The organism is Streptomyces sp. NPDC021622 (genome assembly GCF_040640795.1).
In the GTDB taxonomy this organism is placed as follows: domain Bacteria; phylum Actinomycetota; class Actinomycetes; order Streptomycetales; family Streptomycetaceae; genus Streptomyces.
In genome coordinates this window covers 75,082-92,899 of record NZ_JBFACK010000023.1, presented here as the reverse complement: position 1 = coordinate 92,899, position 17,818 = coordinate 75,082, and the positions used below count along the sequence as shown (strand labels likewise).

General features: G+C 69.5%; 22 protein-coding genes. 12 read left to right on the top strand and 10 right to left on the bottom strand.

The genetic code is table 11. The features are described from left to right. Nucleotides 1–57 precede the first annotated feature (57 nt). The gene (locus AB0G47_RS35845; protein ID WP_360778805.1) at nt 58–792 is read left to right on the top strand and encodes a dienelactone hydrolase family protein; all 735 of its coding nucleotides are present in this window, start codon (nt 58–60) and stop codon (nt 790–792) included. A 31-nt stretch (nt 793–823) separates the two neighbouring features. On the opposite strand, the gene AB0G47_RS35840 is transcribed toward AB0G47_RS35845, so the two are convergent. Continuing rightward, nucleotides 824–1,228 carry a MerR family transcriptional regulator gene (locus AB0G47_RS35840; RefSeq protein ID WP_360778646.1) on the bottom strand — a complete coding sequence of 135 codons (405 nt, stop codon included), beginning with the start codon at nt 1,226–1,228 and terminating at the stop codon, nt 824–826. 431 nt (nt 1,229–1,659) lie between these two features. On the opposite strand from AB0G47_RS35840, the gene AB0G47_RS35835 reads away from it, so the two are divergent. The 3 genes from AB0G47_RS35835 (at nt 1,660) to AB0G47_RS35825 (ending at nt 4,034) form a co-directional block, all read left to right on the top strand. Next, nucleotides 1,660–3,165, top strand: a complete 1,506-nt coding sequence (locus AB0G47_RS35835) for a SulP family inorganic anion transporter (protein ID WP_360778644.1) — start codon at nt 1,660–1,662, stop codon at nt 3,163–3,165. Nucleotides 3,166–3,342: 177 nt separating this feature from the next. Beyond that, a complete protein-coding gene (locus AB0G47_RS35830; protein WP_360778640.1) occupies nt 3,343–3,645 on the top strand; it encodes a metalloregulator ArsR/SmtB family transcription factor in 303 nt (100 codons plus the stop codon). After that, nucleotides 3,642–4,034, top strand: coding sequence for a VOC family protein (locus AB0G47_RS35825; RefSeq protein WP_360778637.1), 393 nt, complete (start codon nt 3,642–3,644; stop codon nt 4,032–4,034). The genes AB0G47_RS35830 and AB0G47_RS35825 overlap by 4 nt, the downstream gene beginning before the upstream one ends. 9 nt (nt 4,035–4,043) lie before the next feature. Here AB0G47_RS35825 and AB0G47_RS35820 read toward each other — a convergent pair whose 3' ends face one another. Beyond that, complete coding sequence (locus tag AB0G47_RS35820; protein ID WP_360778634.1) at nt 4,044–4,733, bottom strand: DUF899 family protein; 690 nt, start codon at nt 4,731–4,733, stop codon at nt 4,044–4,046. A gap of 166 nt (nt 4,734–4,899) precedes the next feature. On the opposite strand from AB0G47_RS35820, the gene AB0G47_RS35815 reads away from it, so the two are divergent. Further along, a complete protein-coding gene (locus AB0G47_RS35815; RefSeq protein ID WP_360778632.1) occupies nt 4,900–5,586 on the top strand; it encodes an RDD family protein in 687 nt (228 codons plus the stop codon). 250 nt (nt 5,587–5,836) lie between these two features. Then, nucleotides 5,837–6,997 carry a serine hydrolase domain-containing protein gene (locus tag AB0G47_RS35810; protein WP_360778629.1) on the top strand — a complete coding sequence of 387 codons (1,161 nt, stop codon included), beginning with the start codon at nt 5,837–5,839 and terminating at the stop codon, nt 6,995–6,997. Between the two features lie 467 nt (nt 6,998–7,464). Here AB0G47_RS35810 and AB0G47_RS35805 read toward each other — a convergent pair whose 3' ends face one another. The 5 genes from AB0G47_RS35805 to AB0G47_RS35785 form a co-directional block, all read right to left on the bottom strand. Beyond that, nucleotides 7,465–8,103, bottom strand: coding sequence for a hypothetical protein (locus tag AB0G47_RS35805; protein WP_360778626.1), 639 nt, complete (start codon nt 8,101–8,103; stop codon nt 7,465–7,467). Between the two features lie 9 nt (nt 8,104–8,112). Beyond that, complete coding sequence (locus AB0G47_RS35800; protein WP_360778623.1) at nt 8,113–8,913, bottom strand: hypothetical protein; 801 nt, start codon at nt 8,911–8,913, stop codon at nt 8,113–8,115. Between the two features lie 141 nt (nt 8,914–9,054). Beyond that, nucleotides 9,055–10,245 carry a globin domain-containing protein gene (locus AB0G47_RS35795; RefSeq protein ID WP_360778620.1) on the bottom strand — a complete coding sequence of 397 codons (1,191 nt, stop codon included), beginning with the start codon at nt 10,243–10,245 and terminating at the stop codon, nt 9,055–9,057. A gap of 81 nt (nt 10,246–10,326) precedes the next feature. Then, nucleotides 10,327–10,770: an Rrf2 family transcriptional regulator gene (locus AB0G47_RS35790; RefSeq protein WP_360778617.1), complete on the bottom strand. Its 444-nt coding sequence runs from the start codon at nt 10,768–10,770 to the stop codon at nt 10,327–10,329. Nucleotides 10,771–10,840: 70 nt separating this feature from the next. Then, nucleotides 10,841–11,971 (bottom strand): iron-containing alcohol dehydrogenase, encoded by a 1,131-nt coding sequence (locus AB0G47_RS35785; RefSeq protein WP_360778614.1) that lies wholly within the window; start codon nt 11,969–11,971, stop codon nt 10,841–10,843. 276 nt (nt 11,972–12,247) lie between these two features. Here AB0G47_RS35785 and AB0G47_RS35780 point away from each other — a divergent pair, with 276 nt between their 5' ends. Continuing rightward, a complete protein-coding gene (locus AB0G47_RS35780) occupies nt 12,248–13,210 on the top strand; it encodes a LysR family transcriptional regulator (RefSeq protein WP_360778611.1) in 963 nt (320 codons plus the stop codon). Here AB0G47_RS35780 and AB0G47_RS35775 read toward each other — a convergent pair. Further along, a complete protein-coding gene (locus AB0G47_RS35775) occupies nt 13,207–13,749 on the bottom strand; it encodes a GNAT family protein (protein ID WP_360778608.1) in 543 nt (180 codons plus the stop codon). The genes AB0G47_RS35780 and AB0G47_RS35775 overlap by 4 nt on opposite strands. A 130-nt stretch (nt 13,750–13,879) precedes the next feature. Here AB0G47_RS35775 and AB0G47_RS35770 point away from each other — a divergent pair, with 130 nt between their 5' ends. Next, on the top strand, nt 13,880–14,500 hold the full coding sequence (locus AB0G47_RS35770; RefSeq protein ID WP_360778606.1) for a hypothetical protein: 621 nt from the start codon (nt 13,880–13,882) through the stop codon (nt 14,498–14,500). Nucleotides 14,501–14,514: 14 nt separating this feature from the next. Here AB0G47_RS35770 and AB0G47_RS35765 read toward each other — a convergent pair whose 3' ends face one another. Both AB0G47_RS35765 and AB0G47_RS35760 read right to left on the bottom strand, forming a co-directional pair. Beyond that, nucleotides 14,515–15,009 (bottom strand): DinB family protein, encoded by a 495-nt coding sequence (locus tag AB0G47_RS35765; RefSeq protein WP_360778603.1) that lies wholly within the window; start codon nt 15,007–15,009, stop codon nt 14,515–14,517. 89 nt (nt 15,010–15,098) lie between these two features. Further along, nucleotides 15,099–15,725: a class I SAM-dependent methyltransferase gene (locus AB0G47_RS35760; RefSeq protein ID WP_360778600.1), complete on the bottom strand. Its 627-nt coding sequence runs from the start codon at nt 15,723–15,725 to the stop codon at nt 15,099–15,101. Between the two features lie 91 nt (nt 15,726–15,816). On the opposite strand from AB0G47_RS35760, the gene AB0G47_RS35755 reads away from it, so the two are divergent. From AB0G47_RS35755 to AB0G47_RS35740, 4 genes are read left to right on the top strand one after another with little or no spacing between them, the layout of a single operon-like run. Next, nucleotides 15,817–16,386, top strand: a complete 570-nt coding sequence (locus AB0G47_RS35755; protein ID WP_266874316.1) for an XRE family transcriptional regulator — start codon at nt 15,817–15,819, stop codon at nt 16,384–16,386. Nucleotides 16,387–16,413: 27 nt separating this feature from the next. Next, nucleotides 16,414–16,920, top strand: a complete 507-nt coding sequence (locus AB0G47_RS35750; protein ID WP_360778596.1) for a hypothetical protein — start codon at nt 16,414–16,416, stop codon at nt 16,918–16,920. Between the two features lie 53 nt (nt 16,921–16,973). After that, nucleotides 16,974–17,135 carry a hypothetical protein gene (locus AB0G47_RS35745; RefSeq protein ID WP_360778593.1) on the top strand — a complete coding sequence of 54 codons (162 nt, stop codon included), beginning with the start codon at nt 16,974–16,976 and terminating at the stop codon, nt 17,133–17,135. Continuing rightward, nucleotides 17,102–17,755 carry a class I SAM-dependent methyltransferase gene (locus tag AB0G47_RS35740; protein WP_360778590.1) on the top strand — a complete coding sequence of 218 codons (654 nt, stop codon included), beginning with the start codon at nt 17,102–17,104 and terminating at the stop codon, nt 17,753–17,755. The genes AB0G47_RS35745 and AB0G47_RS35740 overlap by 34 nt, the downstream gene beginning before the upstream one ends. Nucleotides 17,756–17,818 lie beyond the last annotated feature (63 nt).

The following is a 17,818-nucleotide window of genomic DNA, read 5'->3' as shown; positions in this document are numbered from 1 at the left end:
GGCTAATCCCGGCCCGGCAGGGCTCGACGATCACTACCGTCCCGTCTCATGACGACGATGACGACGATTACGACGCACACGGTCGAATACCCGGCCGACGGCCTGACGATGATCGGGCACCTCGCGCTCCCCGCCGGTGCCGACCGCCGGCCCGCGGTCCTGATCGGCCCCGAGGGGCCGGGCCTGAACGACTTCCAGCGCAGCCGGGCCGACGCCCTGGCCGAACTGGGGTACGTGGCCCTGGCCTTCGACATCAACGGCGGGCGCTGGTTCACCGACCCACAGGAGATGCTGGCGCACGTGACCCCGCTACTCGCCGACATCGACCGGATGCGGGGCATCGGCCACGCGGCACTCGACGTACTGCGCGCCGAGCCGCGCACCGACCCCGACCGGATCGCCGCCATCGGCTACGGCACCGGCGGCGCGATCGCGCTGGAACTTGGCCGCGACGGCGTCGACCTGCGGGCGATCGGGACGGTCAACGCACTGACCACGGGCCGGCCGGGCGAGGCGGCGCACATCCGTTGCCCCGTGTGGGCCGGGGTCGGATCGGAGGACCCGATCATGCCCGCCGAGCAACGGGACGCCTTCGCCGCCGAGATGCAGGCCGCGGGCGTCGACTGGCGCCTCATGGTCTACGGCGGAGCCCTGCACGCCTTCCACCACCCGCCGGTCGACCACGAGCAGACCGTGCTCCCCGGCGTCGGCCACCACCCGCGGCACGCGCAGCGAGCCTGGCACGACGTCGTCGGCCTGCTCGCCGAGTGCCTGCCCGTAAGTTGCCCCTAGGCGGAGACCGCGCCAGAGGCTGGCGATCAAGCTAGGCCGTGGTGACCCGGTCCAGTCGTTCACGCAGGTTCGCGGCGAACTCCTCGGCCCGCGCCAGTTGCGTACGCAGCTTCTCCGTCTGCTCGGACGCGCTCTGCTCGTAGGCGCGCACACGCTCCAGCAGGGCCTCCCGCTCACCGGCCGCCAGTTCCTCGCCGGAGTCGAGGCGGTCGGTGGCGGCCAGCAGGTCGCGCATCTGGTCCAGGGTGAAGCCGAGCGGCTTCATGCGGCGAATGACCATGAGACGGGCGACGTCGGCCTCGGTGTAGAGGCGGAAGCCGCCTTGGGAGCGGGCGGAGGGGATGACGAGGCCGGTCTCCTCGTAGTGCCGGATGGTGCGCAGCGAAAGCTCGGTCCGCGTGGCGACCTCGCCGATCTGCATGTGCTCGCCGCTCACTACGTGGACACCTTTCTCTCCTGTCGCCAAGGCCGCGCAGGCGGCCGCCGGCCGACGTCGATCTCTACCGTAACGTTAGGGTAGAGTACGGGGTCGTCGGGGTCGGCTCCAAGCTGCCCCGCGCCACGGTGCGGGCCGGATCGACTCCCTCACCGTCAGCCGTGTCGGGGCCGACGACGCCCCCGGCGAAGACCGATGCCTGCAGGAGAGAGCGCGTGCGCATGCCCAAGACGCCAAGCGCCGCCGCCTGCCCGCCGTGAACGTTCGCCCCTGAAGCAGCCGCGACGCGCACTCCTGCCCGCGCCCGCTGCGCCTTCTGACTTCGGCCCGCACCCGTACGTGGGCTTCGCAGATGGCCACCCCGGCCATCCGGCGCCTTCCGCACGCCCCCGACGACGGCCGGGTGTGCCCGAGCACGACAGGTACCCGTCTTGTCCACGTCCGCACTGTCCCCGGCCGCGCGCCTGCGTGGCCTGCGCCCCGACTGGCTGAACGACCCGAAGGTCTGGCGCACCGAGATCCTGGGCGGCCTCGTCGTCGCCCTCGCACTGATCCCCGAGGCGATCTCGTTCTCCATCATCGCCGGAGTCGACCCCGCCATCGGCCTGTTCGCCTCGTTCACCATGGCCGTCACCATTTCGATCGTCGGCGGGCGCCGCGCGATGATCTCCGCAGCCACCGGCGCCGTCGCCCTGGTCATCGCCCCGCTCAACCGTGAACACGGCCTGGGCTACCTGGTCGCGGCGGTCATCCTGGGCGGCGTCTTCCAGATCGTCCTCGGAGCGCTCGGCGTCGCCAGGCTGATGCGGTTCGTACCCCGCTCGGTGATGGTCGGTTTCGTCAACTCCCTCGCCATTCTCGTCTTCGTGGCCCAGGTCCCGGAAATGCACGACGTGCCGTGGCCCGTCTACCCGCTGCTCGCCGGCGGCCTCGCACTCTTGGTGTTCTTCCCGAAGGTCACCAAGTCGATCCCGGCGCCGCTCGTCTCCATCGTCATCCTCACCGTGATCACGGTCGCCGCGGGCATCGCGGTGCCCACGGTCGGCGACAAGGGCGAACTGCCCTCGTCTCTGCCGGTGCCGGGCCTGCCCGACGTGCCCTTCACCATGGACACCCTGACCACCATCGCGCCGTACGCCCTCGCCATGGCGCTGGTCGGTCTGATGGAGTCGCTGATGACGGCAAAGCTGGTCGACGAGATCACCGACACCCACTCCTCGAAGACCCGCGAGTCCATCGGCCAGGGCATCGCCAACATCGTCACCGGCTTCTTCGGCGGCATGGGCGGCTGCGCCATGATCGGCCAGACGATGATCAACGTAAAGGTGTCCGGCGCGCGCACCCGCCTGTCCACCTTCCTGGCGGGGGCGTTCCTGATGGTGCTGTGCATCGTCTTCGGCCCGGTCGTCTCCGACATCCCCATGGCCGCCCTGGTCGCCGTGATGGTGATGGTGTCCTTCGCGACCTTCGACTGGCACTCCATCGCACCCAAGACCCTCAAGCGGATGCCCGCGGGGGAGATCGCCGTCATGGTCGTCACGGTTGCCTGCGTGGTCGCCACCGGCAATCTCGCCATCGGCGTCGTCGTCGGCTCCCTCACCGCGATGGTCATCTTCGCCAAGCGCGTCGCTCACCTCGCCAACGTCACCTCGGTCACCGATCCCGACGGCAACAGCGTGGTCTACTCCGTGACCGGCGAGCTGTTCTTCGCCTCGTCCAACGACCTCGTCGGCCAGTTCAATTACGCCACCGACCCCGACAAGGTCGTCATCGACCTGACGGCGGCCCACATCTGGGACGCCTCGTCCGTGGCCGCGCTGGACGCCATCGAGACGAAGTACGCGCAGCGCGGCAAGAAGGTCGAGATCATCGGCCTGAACAGCCCGAGCGCCCAGATCCACGAAAAGCTCAGCGGCGAACTCACGGGCAGCAACTGACCGATGCCCCGGGCTGGTGCGCCACTGCCGCCCCGGCCTGCTGCTGGGGGCGATGCCACGCTGGGCCGACCCGGCCTCTTTTCCCGCCCCCTCCACCCCCTCCGCCCGCTCCGTCAGCCCAGGGACGTGAAGCTCCCCGACTTGATAGGCAAGTGAACGTTTGCCTATCCTGGGGTCGTGGCCGACGACCTTTTCAAAGCCTTGGCCGACCCCACCCGCCGCATCATCCTCGACGAGCTCACGGAGAAATCCGGACAGACACTGTTCGAGATCTGCTCGCGGCTGAGCATGAAGCATCAGCTGGGCATCTCGCGCCAGGGTGTCTCCCAGCACCTTGCCGTGCTGGAGGCCGCCGGGCTCGTCGAGACCAGGCGGGAGGGCCGCTACAAGTTCCACGACCTGAACACGGCCCCGCTGCGGCAGATCGCCGAGCGATGGCCCGTGCCCGATCCCTCCGGACCACAGGAGAGCACCCCATGAAGATCCACCTGACCAGCGTCTTTGTCGACGACCAGGCCAAGGCCCTGAGCTTCTACACCGAGATCCTCGGCTTCGTGAAGAAGTACGACGTCCCGGTGGGCGAGAAGGACCGGTGGCTGACCGTCGTATCGCCCGACGAGCCCGGCGGCACCGAACTCCTCCTGGAGCCCGCCGGTCACCCGGCCGTCAAGACGTACCGCGACGCGCTCGTCCAGGACGGCATCCCGCTCGCCCAGTTCGCCGTCGACGACGTGCAGGCCGAGTACGAGCGCCTGCACGGCCTCGGCGTCCGCTTCACCCAGGAGCCCCTGGAGATGGGCCCTGTCACCACCGCCGTCTTCGACGACACCTGCGGCAACCTCATCCAGATCGCGACGCAGCCGCAGTAGCCGCCCGGCTCAGTCGGTGCCCGGGCCGTAGTGCGCGGCGATGTCTTTGGAGGAGGCCCACCGGTTGTAGGTGGGTTCCTGCGGCCAGCCGTCGGGAGAGTCCTGCCACTCCTCCTGCCGACCGTATGGCAGCAGGTCGATCAGCGCGAAGGTGTGAGTGAGCTGCTCGGCTCCACGGCCGGTGGTGTGCCAGGTGCGATAGACGGTGTCGCCGTCGCGCAGAAACACATTGAAGGCGAATCCTCCACCGGGCGGTGCGCCGACATCCGTTCCGAACGGGCTGTTCGCGGTGGAATACCAGGTCATTCTGTTCCCGACCCGTCGCTTGTAGGCGAGTGCCTCGTTGATCGGGCCCTGGGTGACGATGACGAACCGGGCATCGTAATTGTCCAGGAATTCCAGCCGGGTGTACTGCGAGGTGAGTCCCGTGCAGCCCGGGCACTGCCATTGCTCGCCGGGAAACCACATGTGGTTGTAGACGATCAGCTGCGGCTTGCCTTCGAAGATGTCCGCCAGCCGAATCGGTCCGCCCTCGCCCTCAAGGGTGTAGTCGGGCATCTTGACCATCGGCAGACGGCGGCGCTGCGCGGCGATCGCGTCGAGTTCCCGCGTGGCGGCCTTCTCCCGGATGCGCAGGGCATCGAGCTCGTGCTGCCAGGTGTCGGCGTCGGCGACGGGAGGTAGTGCGTTTGCGCTCATGGTCCCTCACTGATCCTGTGTAGGGCTTGCGGTGTGTGGATGTAGACCCCGCCCGTTCGCCGAACTCATCGGTGGCAGGTCATTCCCGTCGCTGTCCTCTGCGCGGCAGGCGCATGCGGGAGGTCCGGGTCAGCCGAGCGCCGTCGGTGTGAGGCATCATGCTGGTATGAATGATCATCGGGGGCATTACCAGCGTCATGCTCAGCAACAGACACCGCACGGCGGGCAGGCGCCACCAGCACCGCATCCCTACGCGCGGCAGACGCCTTACGCACACCAGACGCCCTACGGGCAGCCCGCGCCTTATGGGCAACCCGCACCTTACGGAGATCCGTCGGCGTACGGAGACCCGTCGGTGTACGGAACGCCGAACTCCCCTTCAGGGCAGAACCCTTCGAGCCGGCTGCCGGCCCTGGCAGGGGACGCGCGCCGGTACCTCGCAGTGACCGTCGACCTGATCGTCGCTCTGTACGGCGCGGTGGCAATCAACGACCTGGTCCCGGAGTCCAGCCCATGGTGGACCCTGTACGCCCTCATACCGGCGGTGTCCTTCACCAATCAGTGCGTCCTGACGCCGCTGTTCCGCGGCAGTGTCGGCAAGCTGCTCTTCGGCATCCGTGTGATGCGCGCCGCCGACGCGGGCCGCCCCGGCCCGATCCGCGCCTTGAACCGCTGGCTCGCCGGACTGTGCTGGCTTCCGCTGCAGCCCTGGTACTGGCTCCGGGAGAACTTCGGCGGCAGGACGGAGAACTCGGTGAAGGAGAGCTGGACCGGCGAGCTCTATGACACGGACATCGCCGGACTCCGCGCCGTACGCCGTAAGGACCTCGCCGCCTGGCAGCGGGGTCACTGAGTCCTGTAGACCCGCAGCCTCGACGGCCCGCCGCCCTTCCCGGGCAGCGGGCCGTCCCGTCCCGCTCCCCGGCGGCCGGCCCGAACGCCGTCCGGCACGGAGGGCGACCGACACCGCCCTGCGGACGTAGCCCTGAAGAAGGCTGAAAGCCACTCAACCGCCCTGTGGGCGGGCAACTTTCGCGCACACCGCCCGGGTCCCTCCCGTCGATCGTCATCAACGAGAGGGACGGCACATGACACCCCGCACGATGAGATTCGGCTTGGCGGCCACGGCGGCGGCAGCAGCCATGACGGCGTCGTCATTCGCAGCGCCCGCCGCGGCGGACCCCGCTGCTGACTCCGCCCTCGCCCCTGGCAGGGATCACCACCGGTCGACCCAGCAGGCCATGGACGCCGCCGTCAAGGACGGCGTGCCCGGAGTGACCGGCCAGGCGATGGACAAGTACGGGACCTGGAAGGGTACTTCGGGCGTCGGAAACCTGAAGACCCAGCAGCCGCGCGGCGCCAGGGACCGCTACCGCGTCGCCAGCACCACCAAGACCTTTGTGTCGACGGTGCTGCTCCAGCTGGAGGCGGAGGGGGAGATCCGGCTCGACGACACCGTCGAGCAGTGGCTGCCCGGCGTCGTCCACGGGCATGGCCATGACGGCAGCAAGATCACCGTACGCCAACTCCTCAACCACACCAGCGGTATCTACGACTGGACCCTGGACCCGGAGATCCAACGGACCCTGTTCGGCAAGGAGTTCCTCAAACACCGTTATCGCACCTGGACCCCCGAGCAGCAGGTGCGGATCGCCATGCGCCATGAGCCGAAGTTCGCGCCGGGCCAGGGCTGGCACTACTCCGACACCAACTACATCGTGGCCGGAATGATCATCAAGAAGGTCACCGGCCAGTCGTACGGGGACGAGATCCGCCGGCGCATCATCGAGCCACTCGACCTGGAGGCAACGAGCCTGCCCGGTACCGACCCGCACCTGCCGCAGCCGAGCAGCCGGGCGTACTCGACATTGCGGGACCCGGAAGAGAAGAAGACGTACGACGTCACCGAGTACAACCCGTCCGTCGCGGGCGCGGCGGGCGAGATGATCTCCGACTCGGCGGATCTGAACCGCTTCTTCACGGCACTGATGCGCGGCGAGCTGCTGCCGAAGCAGCAGCTCGCCGAGATGATGACGACCGTCCCGATGGACGAGGAGAACCCAGACCTCCGTTACGGCCTCGGCCTTCGCCGGTCCAAGGCGAGTTGCGGCAAGGAAGTCTGGGCGCACGGCGGCAGCTTCCACGGCACGGTCGCGGTCGGCGCGACGACCCGCGACGGCAGCCACGCACTGGCGGTCAACTTCAACGGCGAATGGGCCGGCGACGTCGAGGCGGTCATCGACGCCGAGTTCTGCGGCAAGTGAGCCCGGCGAAAAGCGCTGCTGCTTGAAGTGCGGCAGCCGGCGGGGTGCGCCAGACCAGCGCCCAGCGGGCCGGCCGGGCGTCGCGGAGCGGTACGTAGGCGACGTCCGGCCGGGCGAAGTACCGGGTGGTTGGAGGAGACGGCGAGCACGACCGGTGCGACGTGGATGACAGGACCCACCGTCAGATCGGGCTCCCGGACGGGGAGCCACACCATGACGAGATCGAGCTCTCCGGCCCGCAGCCCGGTGTACGGGTCGGAGAAGCCGATGGTGCGGATCTGCACCACCCCCCCCGGGGCGGACGGTGGCGAACGCGTCGAAGCAGGGCTGCAGGTCGTCCACATTGGCGGCGATCATGCCCACGCGCAGTACGCCGTGCGTCCCCCGGGCCGCCTGCTCGGCGCGCCGCAGGCTCTCTTGGATCTGTCGGTGGGGTCGCCCCCAGGCCGTTGTTCGGCCCGCACCACTCACCCCGCCAGCTCCGCCAGCCACGGATGCCCGGGGTGGATGAATTCGAGCCACCCGCGCAGGGCATCCCGTCGCGACCGGCCAAGCAGCGGCAGCACCCCGTCGAAGTCCGCCTGATCCTTGGGTCGCAGCGCCTTCGCCTTGAACAGCAGCACCAACTCCGGTACCAGATACGGGACTCCGTCCGGCGTTCGCTCGATGATCGCGTCGTACGGCAGACGCAACTTCTCGTCCCTCCGGCAGATCCACGTCCCGCCCTCGTGCGGCTCGCGGAAGACGTCGAACAGGAACTGCCCGCTCGCCGGATCGCGCAGCCAGGTCTGATGCGTGGCCGCCAGCACCTCGGCTCCCGCGCCCGGCCAGACCCGCCCTGAACCGACCGCGTCAAACACGTACTCGGGGAAGCGGTCCCGAATCTCCGGGAACTCCGCCGCGGGCACCGCGATCTCCAGATCGCCGTGCGGCCGCGACTCTTCCCCGCGGAACAGATCCAGCGCCCACCCCGCCGCGATGCACCAGGGCGTACCGACCCCGTCCAGGCGCTCCGCGACGTGTTCCGGACGCCAGGCGTCCGCCCAACGGGCCGTCAGCTCGTCCATGGTGGGCACATCGCCGCCGGGCGGCAGGGATTCGGTCATCGGCACAACCTACGCGGAACGCCGGTTGCCGTCGTCGTCGCAGGGCAGGTCTCCGGCCTCGTGGTGGGCGATGAAGTCGCGGGTGGCCTGCCGTTCGACCTCTGAGATCGCGGTGGGTTCGACATTGATGACGCCGCCGAAGGGCCGGTCGACGTCACGGATGATGCACAGCGTCGTCGTCAGGAGCGCGGTGATCACGGTGAGCACGATGAGCTGGCCGCGGTTGTTCCTGCGGGGCAGGCAGACGGCGAGGGCCACGACGGTGATGGTCAGGGTGGCGAGCAGGAACCAGAAGATGGCGCTCGGGATGCTGGCAGTGGCCTGGGTGAGGCGTTCCTCGCGCTCGTCGGACCGTTTGTTGTCGGCGGCGATCAGCATGCCGAAGACGGGCTTGCCTTCCACATCCCGGAAGGAATGGCGGAGGTCGGTCGACCAGATGCTGGGCGCGGCCGACCCGCTGCCGTCGTCGGCCATGGCGGGCCATTCCTGGGCGCGTACGGCACGTGCGTAACACACGGCGTCCGCCTGGATCCGTTCCCGCTCTGACGCCGGTGTGTACTCGGCGATCTCGGTGAGCTGGTCGAGCGCGCGGGCCTCACCGCGCGAGGCGACCTCGGCCTTGCCGTAGGAGCCGGATGCGGTCACCAGCACGAAGGCCAGCAGCAGGACGGTCAGCGTCAGCAACGGGCCGACGAGGTCCTTGACGGCCATGCCGGCGTCGTCGTCGCTCATCAGCCGTGGTCGCAGGAACCGGTTCGCCGCAAGACCTGCGAGCAGAGCGACCACAGCGACGACGATGACGAGGACCACGGATACCTCCTGAGCAGGCGAAAGACCCCGCCGCTGCGGAATCCGCCGTGATCATGACCTGCTCTGCGACGACCGAAAGCCCCGGCACGTTCGATTGCCTCGTACGAGCGAAACGCTTGCGCCGGTAGGCCTCCCCGCCGGCTACGCCTGGGCGAGCCACAGGTCCGGGCCGAACACCTCATAGTGGATGTCGGCGGCGGCCACACCCTTGTCCAGGAGCTGCCCGCGCACGGCCCGCATGAACGGCAGAGGTCCGCAGAGGTAGGCGCGGGTTCCCGTTTCGAGGGGTACGTCGGTGAGGTCGACGCGGCCGGTGCGGTGGCCGGAGTCGGGGTCCTCGTACCAGAAGTGGGCCGTGGCGGCGGGGAGTTTGGCCGTGAGTGCCTCGTGGTCGCCGCTCAGTGCGTGGTCGCCGGGGGAGCGGTCGGCGTGCACGACGGTCACGGGGCCCGGGTGCCCCGTGGCCACGAGCTGCTCGAGCATGGCCAGCATGGGCGTGCAGCCGATGCCCGCGGAGGCGAGCAGCAGGGGCGCGTCACCGGGCTCGAGGACGAGGTCGCCGTAGGGTGCCGACACCCGCAGCTGGTCGCCCTGCCGGACGTGCGTGTGCAGGTGGTGCGAGACCTCCCCGTCGGGGTCTCCACCCGTGCCCGTGACCTGCTTGACGGCGATCGCGCGGGTCGTGGCGGACGGCGCGCCGGTGAGGCTGTACTGGCGTATCTGCCGTGCGCCGTCGGCCAGTTGGACCTGCACGGAGACGTACTGCCCGGCCCTGAAGGCGGGCGCCGGGTGACCGTCGGCCGGGCGCAGCAGGAACGACGCGACATGGGGCGTCTCCTCGGTGCGGGCCACCACCTCCCACTGGCGCCACACGTCACCGCCGGCCACGCCCTGCTCCGCGTACAGCCGCGTCTCGATCGCGATCAGGGCGTTCGCCATCAGCCAGTACACCTCGTCCCAGGCGGCGGCGACCTCGGGTGTGAGCGCGTCGCCGAGCACCTCGGCGATGGCCTCGAACAGGTGCCGGTGCACGAGGGGGTACTCGTCGGCCCGCACGCCGAGCGATGCGTGCTTGTGCGCGATGCGGTTCAGCATCACGTCGGGCCGCTCGTCGGGGTGCTCGACCAGATACGTGGCGAAGGCGGCGATGGATCCCGCGAGCGCCTGGCGTTGGGTGCCGGCGGCCTGGTTGCCGCGGTTGAACAGGTCGCGCAGCAACTCCGGGCGGGCCGCGAACAGCTTCCCGTAGAAGCGTTCGGTGATGTCCTCGATGGCGGCGCCGACGGCGGGAAGCGTGGCGCGGACGACGGCGGCCGCAGACTCGGTGAGCATCGACGGGCTCCTTAATGTGCATGTGAGATTCGTATTAAGCGGTACGCGGCGGCGCGGGCGTCGGCGGCGGTGGTGGTGCGGTCAGTCCGCCCGGGGCGTGGCGGAGAGCGAGACCAGCAACGGGCCGGTGGGCGCCTGGGTGAGATCGCTGAGGGTCAGCGGGTCGAGCGCGGCGAAGAACGCCTCCTGCGCCTGGCGCAGCGCGCCGCGCAGCCGGCAGGCGGAGCGCAGCGGGCACGGTGTCGTCCCCTCGCAGTCCACGACATCCCCGGGCCCTTCAAGTTCCCGCACGAGAGCGCCGACCGAGGCGTGGCGTCCGGCTGCGGTGAGCGCAAGCCCGCCGCCCCGGCCGCGACGCGCCTCGACCAGTCCCAAGCGCTGCAACTTGGCGACGACCTTCGCGGTGTGCGTGTACGGCACGTCCATGGCGGCGGCGACCTCGCGCGTGGTGGGCAGTTCGCCTTCTTCGACGGAGAGGCGCATCAGCACGCGCAGAGCCAGATCCGTGAACCGTGTCAGCCGCATGAGGGCAAGCTATTAAAGTTGCATCTGAAAGGCAAGTGACCGGCCTGGTGCTGGCGGTGCTGGCGGCAGGTCAGGCGTAGATCTGGCTGTAGAGGTCCTGGATCTCTTCGGTGGTGGGTACGACGGGGTTGTTCGCGGGGGAGCCGGAGGCCAAGGCCTGCTGCGCCATGAGGGGTGTCAGACGGCCCCAGGCGTCCCGGTCGATGCCGTGGTCGCGGGGGCTGGGGACGTGCAGGTCCCGGCACAGGCTGTGCAGGGCCTCGACGAGCTTGGCGGCCGCGGTGGCATCGCCGTCCGCGGTCGTCGCGGCCTTCAGGGCGCGGGCGCAGTCGGCGTACCGCGCGGTCGCCGCATGGAGGGAGAAGGCGGTCACGGCGGGGAAGAGCATGGCGTTCGACAGGCCGTGGGCGACGTGGAAGTGCGCGCCGATCGGGCGACTCATGCCGTGGACGAGGGCCACGCTGGAGTTGGAGAACGCGATGCCGGCCTGCGTCGCGGCGAGCATCATCGCCTCGCGGGCCCGGATGTCGCCGCCGTCGGCGTAGGCGTGGCGCAGATGGCGGCCGATGGTGGCGATCGCGGTGAGGGCGAGGCTGTCGGAGAAGGGGTTGGCCTTGCGGCTGACGTACGCCTCGACGGCGTGTGTCAGGGCGTCGATGCCGGTGTCGGCGGTCAGCCGCGGCGGCATCGACAGGGTCAGCTCGACGTCGAGGACGGCGGCGAGCGGCAGGAACGCCGGGCCCAGGCAGAGCATCTTCTCCTGGGTGGCGCTGTCGGTGATGACGGTGAACTGGGTTGCTTCCGATCCGCTGCCGGCCGTGGTGGGGACCGCGATGACGGGCAGCGCGGGGCCGAGGTTGACGCGTGGCGCCTTGTAGTCGCGCATCTGGCCGCCCTGGGCGCCGAGCAGGGCCAGGGCCTTGGCGGTGTCCATCGGGCTGCCGCCGCCGAACCCGATCACCGAGTCCGCCTCGTGGTCGTGCAGCGCCCGCAGTCCAGGGGCAAGGGAGTCGGTCGTCGGGTCGGGCACCGTGCCGGAGAACAGGCGCGGATGCAGCCCGGCCTTCTGCAATGTCGCCAGCATGCGTTCCGCCGCGCCCGTCTGCTCCAGGAATGCATCGGTGACCAGGAGGGGCCGGCTCAGCCCCAACCCCGTGATGACGTTGCCCAGTTCATCGGCGGCGCCGCGGCCGACGCGCATGATCCTTGGCAGGGACAGGCTGGCAACCATGCAGACCTCGCGAGGTTGGGAGGAAGGGGGGAGGGGGGGAGTTGGAAGAGGTGTTGGGGGAGGGGCGAGTTGGCCGGGGCAGTTCTGGCCGGGTCTGTTCTGGCCGGGTCTGTTCGACTGTGCCCCCTGCGCCCGTGTGCGTTCAATCGCCAATGACGCACACACGGTGTGCACTTATGCAGATACGTTGCTCTCGTGCGCCCCTGTCCACGTCCCCAGCCGGCTGCGAGCGAGCCGACCCTGCCCGTGCAGTCCGGCCGTGCGACGGTCGATCCGCGCAAGCTGCGCGCGGACGACCTTCGCCACCTGCTGGCCGTCGCCCGTACGGGGCGTCTGGTCTCGGCGGCCGACGCGCTGGGCGTCGACCACACCACCGTCTCCCGCCGGATCGCCGCGCTGGAGAAGAGCCTTGGCGTGCGTCTGATGGAACGGGGCGCCGAAGGGTGGGTCCTGACGGATGCGGGCCGGGCTGTCTCAGAGGACGCACGGGCGATCGAGGAGGCTCTGGCCCGGGTCGCCGACGCGGTGTCCGGCCAGGAGACGCCGTCGCTGCACGGCACCGTGCGGGTGTGCGCCCCCGACGGCTTCGGAACGGTCTTCGCCACGCCCGCGCTGGCCCGCGTTCGCCGGGACCATCCCCGGCTGCAGGTCGAACTGATCACGGCGACACGGCAGTTGACCCTGCACCCGTCCGGTTTCGATCTCGCCCTGGCCATCGGCAGGCCGCCGGGCAACCGCCTGGTGACCGAACACCTCACGCACTACACGCTTGGCCTGTACGCCAGCGACGAGTACCTCGCCCGGTGCGGATCCCCCGGGACGCGCGCCGACCTGGGGGAGCATGCGCTGATCTTCTACATCGAGTCGATGCTCCAAGTCGGCGACCTCGACATCGAGCGCCATCTGCCGGGCGCCGCTCCCGCGTTCTCCTCCACGAACGTCTTCGCCCAGGTCGAGGCCACCCGCCTGGGCGCCGGCATCGGCGTACTGCCGGCTTTTCTGGCCCACCGGGCGCAGCTGCGGCGGCTGCTGGCCCACGAGGTCGACATCCGGCTGCCCATCACGCTGGCCCTGCGACGCGAGGCGGTCACCCACCCCGCCGTACGGGCCGTGCGTGCCGCCCTGCGACAGGAAGTCGCCGACCACAGCGCGGAACTGCTCCCGGAACGTGCGGGCAAGACTCCTGGGCGCGGCGGGGACTCGGCCTAGCCCTTCGAGTCCGGCTTCCAGTCCTGCGCGAGGAGCCCGAGCAGCACCTCGTCCAGGAACTCGCCCAACACCCAGGCCGAGGAGCGCAGTACACCCTCGCGGACGAAGCCGTTGCGCTCGGCGGAACGCAGCATCGCGGCGTTGTCCGACAGCGTCTCGATCTGCAGCCGGTGCAGGCCGCGCACGACGAAACCGTAGTGGCACAGCACCGCGACCACATCGGTGCCGTAGCCCTTGCCGCGGGCGGACGGCAGCAGCCCGAGGCCGATGTGGGCGGACCGGCTGTGGTTGTCGATGCCCCACAGCGTCGCGGTGCCGACCAAGGTGTCGCCCTCCAGCTCCACGACGGAGAACTGGACGAGTCCCTGGTTCGTGTCGTCCACCACGAGCCGCGGATCCTTCGAGTCGGGCGTGATCGGCCGCCACGGCGAGCCTTCGGCCCGCGAGCCGTTTACCACGTCGTCGTAGAGCTCGGTCCGCAGAACCGGGATGTCGTCCTCGTGGCGGGCCCTGAGCCCGACCTTGTTGCCCCTAAGCATGCAAGGTTCCTATCCGACCGGTCTGGTCGGCGGCAAGCCAATAAGGGGCCGTCGCAGTCGGCGCAGAGTTCAGGTCTCCTTCACCGTGAGCTCCGGCGTCAGTGTCAGTGGCCGTGTTTAGGGTTGTGGCATGAGTTCCTCTCTGAGTGTGTACCTGCTCGATGTGACCGCGACCCGCGCCCTGGTCGGTTCCCGCGACGGCGAGCTGCTCGCGGTGATACGCGACAGCTTCGGCGACCAACTGGCCCATGCCGACTCCGAGTTCGCCCACGCGATTCAGGACGGCGCACCCACCGCGTTCGAGGCGCTGACAGCGGTCGTGGACGGCGGGCCCTTCAGCGACGACAAGAGCCACGCCTTCCAATATGGCTACGCCTACAAGCGGGTGTGTGATCTGACGGGTTCGTTCCTGGACAACTCCTGCTTCACTCCGCACCGGGGCAGCTGGCTTTCCGACGTGGACGAAGGACTGACCGCCCTGGGCATCACGGCGGTGTCGGTGGCGGACTTCGATTACGGCACGCTGCCCGAACCCCTGCCGTGGACGGACACCCCGAGCTGCGGCGAGTGGACACATGACCAGTGCGTACGGGCGTTGGAGCAGTTCGAGGCGACCAAGCGGGCCGTTGATGCCTCGGGCCAGGCCCCGCCCCTGGAGCCCGAGATGGTCGAGGCCGTCATGCAGTGCCTGGGGTGGCTGCGGCATGCGGCGGCACGGCCCGGGTTCGGCGTCATCGGCTTCCGCTTCTGAGCATCTCCGGCGGCTCAGCGTCCGGTGGCGCCGTCGATGAGTTCGCGGATGATGTCGGCGTGCCCTGCGTGGCGGCCGGTCTCCTCGATCATGTGGGTGAGCGCCCAGCGAACGCTCGGTGACGGGCGGCCTGAACGCCCCGGGCGGGGGAGCGGTGCGCCGAGATCGGCACAGGCGTCGAGAACCTTGTTCGCGCGGTCGACGGTTGCCCGGTAGCTCGCGACGACGTCGGCGACGCTGTCCGCAGGGTCCGGCCGGAACGTCGCCTGCCAGTCAGCGACCCTTTCGCCGAGGAACGTCGCGCTCTCGACGGCGATCAGATGACTGAGCAGGCCGAGCAGGCTCGTGCCCGACGGCACTGCTGCCGCCCGGACTTGGGGTTCTGCGGCTCCGTCGACTTTGGCGGCGATCGAGGCGCGCAGATAGTCGAGGAATCCGCGCAGGACGTCAGACTCGCTGTTCGCGGTGCGGGGCGGAGGGGTGTCATTGCGGCGCGCGGCAGTGGGCACGGCCTGCTCCTTCTCGTGGGGTGCTCGCTCTTGTGAGGTGCTCGCTCGTGTGGAGTGCTCGCTGGTGTGGGGTGCCTGGCGGGGCGGTGTCACTCGCTCCGGAGGATGAGCAGGACGTGGTCGATGACCTCGGCGGTGCGCCCGTCGGGGCCGACCGCGGTGCGACGTGGCGCATCCGCGCGTTCGACCGTCCACTGCGCGGGAGAGAGGCGCATCAGTGCCGCGGCCTCCTGAGGAGTCGGATAGCGCACGTCCGGGTCCTGATTCCACGACCACGGCGCCGTCGACCCGTGATCGACGACCAGGAGCCGCCCGCCGGGACGCAGCAGGTGCGCCGCGGAGCGGAGGATGCCGGCCCTGTCTTGCCCGTAGGGAGTGTGGAAGTAGTGGGCGGTGACCAGATCGAAGCGCAGTCCGGGCAGTGAGGCGCGAACGTCGTGCTGCTTGGCGGTGATCCGGTCACTGAGGCCGCGCGTGCGGGCCAGCCGGGCGAGCCGCGTCGCCGCCACGGCCGAGACGTCGAGGGCGGTGACCCGCCAGCCCCGGCTCGCGAGCCACAGTGCGTCGCCGCCACCACCGCATCCGAGGTCCAGCGCGTCCCCCGGGGGCAGTGCGGTGACTGTCTCGACGAGGCGGGCATTCGGCTGCGGATCTGCAGGTGCGGGCCGCTCCGCGTACACCTTGTCCCAGTACGTTGCCGCGTCAGAGGTCTCCATTGCGTTCCTTCCGATCGGTTTCCGTGGGGCCAGTCTCAGTCGACGTGTCGCAATGTGGCGTCGCTCCTTGCCGTTTCGGCAAGCTGGCCCCATGGACCCTGCAATGGAAGAAGTGCTTGACGCGGTCGGACCACGGCTGCGGGCGGTGCGGCTGGCGCGCGGTATCACCCTGGCTGATCTGTCCGCGACCACCGGAGTGTCCGAAAGCACCCTGTCCCGCCTGGAGAGCGGCCGGCGCCGGGCAACACTTGAACTGTTGCTGCATCTGTCCCATGCGTACGACATCCCGCTGGACGATCTCGCGGGTGCCCCGCGCGCCGGCGACCCCCGAATCCACCTGAAGCCGATCCGGCGGTTCGGCATGACCTTCGTGCCCCTGTCCCGGCGGCCGGGCGGAACACAAGCCTTCAAGATGCTCATTCCGGCACGGCCGGAGCCACTCGAACCGACATTGCAGACGCACGAGGGCTTCGAATGGGTCTACGTACTCAATGGCACTCTGCGACTGGTGGTGGGGGAACGCGATCTGACGGTGAAAGCGGACAACGTCGCCGAGTGGGATACGTCTTTGCCACATTGGCTGGGAAGCGCGGACGGCGGAGCGGTGGAACTTCTCGTCCTGTTCGACATGCAGGGTCCGCGCGCCCAGGCTCGCGGATGACGGGCCTGAGGGGGCGTGCCAAGGAGCATGAACGTGTCTGGTGAACGGCTGGACTTGGAGTGGCTGCGAGGCTGGTGCGAGCAGACTTCGGCGGCGCTCGGGCTTTTGATGTCGTCGTTTCTCAGTGCCCATGGCTTCCCGCCGGACGAGAACGCCATCATCCTCGCGACAGATGAGAGCCACGAGGCGACGGACGCACTCGTGGGCCTGACGCCGATCCCCTCCGACCTGACCACCCTTTACTGGGTGGTTCGCGAGATCTCCTGGCCCGATGTCGAGAACGGATATTTCATTCACTCAGCCTCGACGGTCGCCACGCACTTCCGCGAGTACGGTGCCGTTCAGGTCGACGACGAATCGCCTGGCATCGTGTTCGCCAGTGATGGTGGCGGCCATCTCTTCGCGGTGGCAGGCAGTGGACGAGTCTGGAGGTCGACCACGGCTTCCTGGTTCCACGATTTCGAGGTCGCCGCAGCATCCATCCAGGAATTCCTTGAACAGATCGGCCGACGGGTCGCCGACAGCCGGAACTGACGAGATTCGCGATCGCCCCGCTCACGACTTCCGGCACGGATTACGGTGACCGTGTGGATCAGGATGAAGTGCTACGTTACGCCTCGTCGTTCGGCGCAGCGGCCGTCGCCTACGCCGAGCACCGTCCGGACTACGCGCAGGCCGCGGTGTGTTGGGCGCTCGACCCGCGCCCGGCCCGCGCGTGCTCGACCTGGGCGCCGGAACCGGCAAGCTGACCGCCACGCTGGTCGCGCTGGGTGCCGAAGTCATCGCGGTCGAGCCCGACCCGGCCATGCTGACCGAGCTGCGGCGCTCGCTGCCGGGTGTCCGCGCCCTGTCGGGCAGTGCCGAGTCGATCCCGCTGCCGGACGCGTCCGTCGATGCCGTGCTGGCAGGCAACGCCATGCACTGGTTCGACATGGCCGTCGCGGGACCCGAGATCGCCAGAGTCCTCGCGCCCGGCGGCATTCTGGCCGGTTTGTGGAACCTCATGGACGAGCAGGTCGAGTGGATTGCCGGGCTCGCACGGGTCAGCGGCAGCGCGGCCATCGGCCCACGTGACACACCCGCCGGCTGGCGCGCCGAGACAGCCGGCATGCACCTGCCGAAGAAGTCCGGCATGGCCGCCCGTTTCGGCTCGCCGGAGCAGGCCGAGTTCCCGCACGGGCAGCGCCGCACCGCCGACTCTCTCGTCGCGACCATCGCGACGCGCGCGGGGATGCTGGTCATGCCGGACCAGGAACAAGAGGCCACGCTGGCCCGGATCCGCGGATTCCTTGCCGGCACACCGGAGACCGCCCGCGGCGAGTTCACCCTGCCGATGCGGACGGGCGTACTGCGCGTCCGGAAGCTGTGAAGGCCCCCGCGGACCATTAAGTGGTGGCGCACTGCAGGGCCTTGCCGCACTGTGGTCCGGGCC